This window comes from Candidatus Alcyoniella australis (genome assembly GCA_030765605.1).
In the GTDB taxonomy this organism is placed as follows: Bacteria; Lernaellota; Lernaellaia; order JAVCCG01; family Alcyoniellaceae; genus Alcyoniella; species Alcyoniella australis.
The window spans coordinates 1-5,691 of sequence record JAVCCG010000137.1 but is presented as its reverse complement, the minus strand read 5'-3'; the positions used below and the strand labels follow the sequence as shown (position 1 = coordinate 5,691).

The 5,691-nt window shown below is 62.5% G+C and carries 5 protein-coding genes; 3 read left to right on the top strand and 2 right to left on the bottom strand.

Going from position 1 to position 5,691, the window contains the following annotated elements; all coding sequences use genetic code 11:
• Positions 1–1,208 (bottom strand): hypothetical protein (locus tag P9M14_16640; GenBank protein MDP8257374.1); only part of this gene is annotated, 1,208 nt, incomplete at its 3' end.
• A gap of 118 nt (positions 1,209–1,326) precedes the next feature.
• Entirely contained in the window at positions 1,327–2,619 is a 1,293-nt protein-coding gene (locus tag P9M14_16635; protein MDP8257373.1) for a neutral/alkaline non-lysosomal ceramidase N-terminal domain-containing protein, read from the bottom strand.
• Between the two features lie 156 nt (positions 2,620–2,775).
• Here P9M14_16635 and P9M14_16630 point away from each other — a divergent pair, with 156 nt between their 5' ends.
• From P9M14_16630 to P9M14_16620, 3 genes are all read left to right on the top strand, one after another.
• Entirely contained in the window at positions 2,776–3,612 is an 837-nt protein-coding gene (locus P9M14_16630; protein MDP8257372.1) for an SDR family NAD(P)-dependent oxidoreductase, read from the top strand.
• Between the two features lie 71 nt (positions 3,613–3,683).
• Positions 3,684–5,378: a thiamine pyrophosphate-binding protein gene (locus P9M14_16625; GenBank protein ID MDP8257371.1), complete on the top strand. Its 1,695-nt coding sequence runs from the start codon at positions 3,684–3,686 to the stop codon at positions 5,376–5,378.
• 42 nt (positions 5,379–5,420) lie between these two features.
• Positions 5,421–5,691: aldehyde ferredoxin oxidoreductase N-terminal domain-containing protein (locus tag P9M14_16620; GenBank protein ID MDP8257370.1), on the top strand; the 271-nt coding region annotated here is incomplete at its 3' end.

Genomic DNA, 5,691 nt, shown 5'->3' with positions numbered 1-5,691 from the left:
TCATCAAGATCGTCGTCATCAAGATCATCGTCGTCGTCGTCGTCATCGTCGTCGTCATCGTCGTCGTCGTCGTCATCGTCGTCATCGTCATCGTCGTCGTCGTCGTCATCATCGTCGTCATCATCGTCGTCGTCGTCATCGTCGCCCGAGGGCAGGCAGAGGTCTTGATCCTCGTCGCAGTATTCAAATTCCTCGCACGGGTCGCCGGGCGATATACACTGGTCGATATCCTCGTCGCAGAACTCGACGCCGCTGCAGAACAGGTCGTCGTCGCAGTCGCGCAGCACGCCGATGCAGACTCCGGACTCGCATACGCCGTCCACCGTGCACCACAGATCGTCCTCGCAGGGCACGCCGTCGTTATACGACCAGTAGAACGGCGTGCGCCCCGGATCGCAGATGTAGCATTCGTTGCCCGGCAGCAGCTGGCCCGGCGCGTAGCAGGTCGTGCCGATCTGGCAGCCGGCGCAGGTAAACAGCTCAACGCCGAAGATCGTGTCAGACACTAAGTAGGCGCGATTGACGCCGATCAGCAGGCCCACGACTTGCGAGCCGTCCCAGTACATGGCGAAGTCCAGTCCGCCGAGCAGCCATTCGACCCACGGCGTGTCGATGGTAACTCCGGTGTATTCGCCGGTTGACGGGTTGAATTGGTGGATGAGGTTGGGCGCGGTGGCCGAGACCCAGAGGTATGGTCCGCCTGCGCTGGCCGTGTCCCAGGCCATGCCGAACGAGCTGTAGGAATTGGCAAAGCGACCCAGAACGTTGCCGCTACGGTCGATCTCGAAAATCTCCGAGTTGTACAGTGCGGTCCAAAAATGTCCGGCGTTGGGATCGTAGGCCAGGGCGTGGTTGGGATTCAGCGGTCCGGGGAAACTACCCACGTAGGCGCCGCCGGTGGTAAAGGCGTCGATGTTCTGTCCGGCGCTGGCGTAGAGGAATGAGCCGTCAAAGGCCATGTCCAGCCAACCCCAGGTGGTGAGGTTCGATTGATCGAAAGATGCGACCAGCGCGCCGCTCTGGTCGATCACGTAGACCTTCTTGGGGAGGGTAAAGTTGTTGGCCCCGGTGGCGTAAAAGTAGGGGCTGACGTACTCCACGCTGAGCACGATCGCGTCGCCGGTGATTGCCGAGACGTTGATCTCGAACAACAGATCGCCGAACCCGTCAATGTCAGAATCGGCTGCGAAAGCTGCCGCCGCAGACAACAGTATCGCCAGGACGATGGCGACAACTGGCGTATAAGGCGATCGTATGGGCAAAGAGCCTTCCTGATGAAGTTGGTAAAATTATTATAACACAGGCCGCGCGAGCTGCGGCTGCGGGCTAGCTTGGGAGCACGCTGAACAGCGCGCCGCGGAACGCCTCGAGCAAATCCGGTCCCACGCTGCGGCCGCCGAATCCCAGGCCGTTTTCGTAGATCGTCATCCACAGCGCTGAGCGGTCCTTGGACTCGAACTGGTCGTACTGCTCGTCGAGGTGCACGTAGCCCACGTAGTCGTCGGTCTGCGAGGCCACGCCGATGGTCTGCAATCCGGCCTGTTCGATCATCTGCCGCGCGGCGATCCCCACGGTATGACCCAGGTCCGCGGGAAAGCCGGTGAACACCAGCTCTCCGGCACGCAGCACGGGCACGCGCGTGGCGTGTACGTTGCCCATGCCGCCGTGGCCGAAGCGCCGCAGATAGAGCCGTAGCGGTAGCGCCAGGCGCTCGGCCCAGCGCCGATCGTCGGGAAACAGCCGCGGCGTATGCAGTACGATTTTGGCCTCGCCCGCGGCGAAAGCCACGTCGTTACCCTTGATCGGCCGCTCGTCGGCAGCGGCCGTCTCGACCTGCTCGTGCAGCAGCGAGGAGAGCATACGCAGATGCACGTCCATCTCCATCGGGCCCTCGGGAAACAGCGCGTTGACTCCGCCCACCGGGCCGACGATGAACATCGCGTCAAATCCCTGACGTTCGATCAGCTCGATAAGCGCGCCGGGATAATCGGCCGAGGCTGTGTTGTAGCTGCGAAACCCGACAGCAACCGGATGCGCGCCGAAACAAACCAGGCGCACGTCGCGGCCGCGGGCGCGGCGCGCGGTGAGCACGCCAAGGGTGCGGTCGATGGGACCATCCGCGTGACGGCGGTTGTAGCTCAGCCCCTCGGTCTGCACCTGCCCCAGGCTCAGCTGCGCGGGCTTCAGATCGTCCAGCGCGGCGGCGGCCGACTCGGCGATCCGTTCCACCAGCAGGTCGAAGATCGCTTGACGGTAAGTTCCCATGAACAGTTTGGCCGAAGGCGCAGACCAATATCCACCGCAGGCCGAATGGGTGTGCGTGGCGCTGAGCATCAGACCGATATAACTTTTGCCGGACTGTTGCAGACGCTGTTCAACCGCAAGGCGCAGTTGGTCGGTGATCAGCAGGAGGTCGGTCGAGATCACCAGCGCGGCGTTGCGACCGTCGGATACGGCCAGCGCCCGGGAGTAGAGCGGATCGCGGATCTGCGAGGCCAGGCGCTCGTGGCGATCGCCCATCCCGGCCAACGGGAAGGGCAGCGGCGGAGTGATCTCGCGTTTGGCAAAACCAATGCGCAGTCTGCGGGCCTTGGACTTGCCCCTGAGCTGTGAAACCATGTTGTGCAACCTCCGTGCGGTCGGTATTGTGAGACAGCGGTACAAGGGGGTCAAGAAAAGGCAAAAGCGAACATAGATCGGGGTTGACAATGAATAGCGTTCAGTATATGAATTAAGCTCAAACGCCAACCTCAATTATTAATGCCAGGAGGCGCGATGTACGAAGATCTAAAGGGAAAAACGGCACTGATCAGCGGAGCCGGAAAACGCACGGGCATCGGCTATGCCATTGCCGAGAAGCTCGCTGCCAACGGCGCCAACGTAATCATCGCCGACATCGGCGCAATCGCGGGCGGCGACTTTGCGGTGCGCACCGGCTCGCGCGAGGAGATGGAATCGATCGCCGCCGACCTTGCGCAGCGCTACGGCGTCAAGGGTCTGGCCGTGGACCTCGACGTGACCAACGCGCAGAGCATCGCCAAGATGGTCGAGCAGATCAGTGAGAACTTCGATCAGCTCGACGTGCTGTGCAACAACGCCGGCGCATCGTTCGGCGTGCCCAATTCGGTGGTCTCTTACGACGAGGCCGCTTGGATGAAGACCGTCGACGTCAACCTGCACGGCGTGTTCCGCGTGTCGCGTGCCCTGTTGCCGCTGATGCTGGAAAACGGCGGAAGCATCGTCAACACCGCGTCGCGCGCGGGCAAGGTCCCGCCGCTGCTCAACAGCGCCTACGCCGTGGCCAAGGCCGGGGTGATCATGCTCACCAAGGTGATGGCCAAAGAGCTGGCGCCCGCGGGTTTGCGCGTCAACGCGATTTGTCCCGGACAGATCATGACCGACCTGGAGAAGTGGCGCTTCGGCCTCGAGGCCGACTTTACCGGCGAGAGCGTGGAGCAGCGCGAGCAGGAGATGATCGGCACGATTCCCCTGGGGCGCATCGGCAATCCGGGCGACGTGGGCAACCTGGTTGCGTTCCTGGCCTCGCAGGCTTCATCCTATCTCACCGGCCAGGCGATCAACATCACCGGCGGCCAGTTGATGGAGCTATAGCCGCAAACTAGAAAACACGGCGCGATCTCGCGTCATGAAATAGCAAATCCAGAATTCACAGGAGAGTTCAGATGTCCAAAGTCAGCAGCGCGCAACTCGTGGCCGAGGCCCTGATCAATCGCGGGATCGATACGATCTTCACCCTCAGCGGCGGTCATATCACTCCGATCTACCAACACCTCGAAAACTCGAATGTCACGCTGTTCGATACACGGCACGAGCAGTCCGCGGTGTTCATGGCCGAGGCCTACGGCCGGCTGACGCGCAAACCCGGAACCGCGATGGTCACGGCCGGACCGGGCTTCACCAATACGCTGAGCGCGATTGCCAACGCGCGGATGTCCAACACTCCGCTGGTGCTGATCTCCGGCGCGGTGGGCATCGAGAGTTCCGAGCGCCTCGACCTGCAGGACATCCGTCAGGCGCCGGTGATCGAGTCGATGGTCAAACGCGCCTTTGTCTGCCAGCGTCCCGAGCGCGTTTGCGAGTTCGTGGACATGGCCTACCGCACGGCAGCCAGCGGCCGCCCCGGCCCGGTCTACCTCGAACTGCCGGTGGACGTGCTCAATGCGGAGGTCGACGAAGGTTGCGCCAAGCGCCCCCGGACCGACGTCTGCTCGTGCTACGCCGACGCGGGCAACGCGGCGAAGATGATCGAGATGATCCGCCAGGCCCAGCATCCGATCGTGATCGCGGGCAGCGGCGCCTGGTACGCCGACGCGGCCAAGGAGCTGACCGAGTTCGTCGAGAAGGTCGGAGTGCCGACCATGACCTCGGGTATGGGTCGCGGAACGATCTCCGATACCCATCCGCTGTGTTTTGAGAGCTCGCTGGCGATCCGTCCCGGCGCGGCGATGGTCGCCAACACATCAACCGATTTGGTGATCTTGCTGGGTACGCGGATCAGCCTCTACTACGTGTTCGGCGATGTGTTTCCGCAAGACGCCAAGTTTGTCCAGGTCGACATCGAGCCCGAGGAGATCGGCCGCAACCGTTCGATCGATCTGGGAATCGTCAGCGACGTGCGCGGCCTGCTGGCCGAGTGCAATCGTCAGCTCGACGAATCGGGCGTGGGCAACGAGCTTACGGCCAAGTTCGCGGGTTGGGTTTCTGAGCTGCGCGAAATGCACACCGACATGAAGGAGCAGGCCCAGCCCAACTGGGAAAGCGACGATGTGCCGATCCATCCGTTACGCGTGATGCGCGAGATCAACGACTTCATGGACCGCGATGACGACATCGTGATCGCCGACGGCGGCGACACCCAGGTCTGGATGGGCATGACGCGCACCACCCGCAAACCGGCGCACTACATGGATTCGGGTTTATACGGTTGCTTGGGCGTGGGCCTTCCGTTCGCCAACGCGGCCAAGTACCTCTATCCGGAGAAGCGCGTCTGCCTGGTGATCGGCGACGGATCGGTGGGTTTCAACTTCATGGAGTTTGAGACCGCGATCCGCAAGGGATTGCCCACTGTGGTCGTGATCAACAACGATCTGGGCTGGGGCATGATCCGTCACAGCCAGGTGCTGCGTATCGGTCACGCCATTGACGCGGGCACGCACATCGGCCCGGTGGACTACCACAAGATGGTCGAGGCGCTGGGCGGCAAGGGGCTGTACGTGGATCAGCCCGACGGCATCCGGCCCGCGCTGGAAGAGGCATTCGCCTCGGGCAAGACCGCCTGCATCAACGTGATGGCCGATCCCGAGCCGATCAGCCCCGGCTCCGTGGCCCTGGCCAACCTGGGCAACATGAAGGCCTAGTCATTACGACTTGCTGACCCTTTTTTAAGAGAGGTTGCGGCTATGCCAAGTCGCTACGGTCGGTTTATCAGCATCGATCTGAGCTCGGGCGGCGTCGAACGTTTCGACGTCGACCCGGCTGATCTTAAACTCTATCTAGGCGGTGGCGGTATCGGCGCCAAGCTGTTCATCGACGGCAACGACGACGAGGCGCTGGTGATCGCCAACGGCCTGCTCACCGGTTTTCCCGTGCCCACGGCGTGCAAGACCTCGCTGCTGTTCCGCTCGCCGTTGACCGGCGTGCTCGGCGAATCCAGCGTGGGCGGCAAGTTCG

Coding starts and splice junctions, on each gene's coding strand:
- P9M14_16635 (MDP8257373.1), bottom strand. CDS start 2,619: ATGGTTTCACAGCTCAGGGGCAAGTCCAAGGCCCGCAGACTGCGCATT.
- P9M14_16630 (MDP8257372.1), top strand. CDS start 2,776: ATGTACGAAGATCTAAAGGGAAAAACGGCACTGATCAGCGGAGCCGGA.
- P9M14_16625 (MDP8257371.1), top strand. CDS start 3,684: ATGTCCAAAGTCAGCAGCGCGCAACTCGTGGCCGAGGCCCTGATCAAT.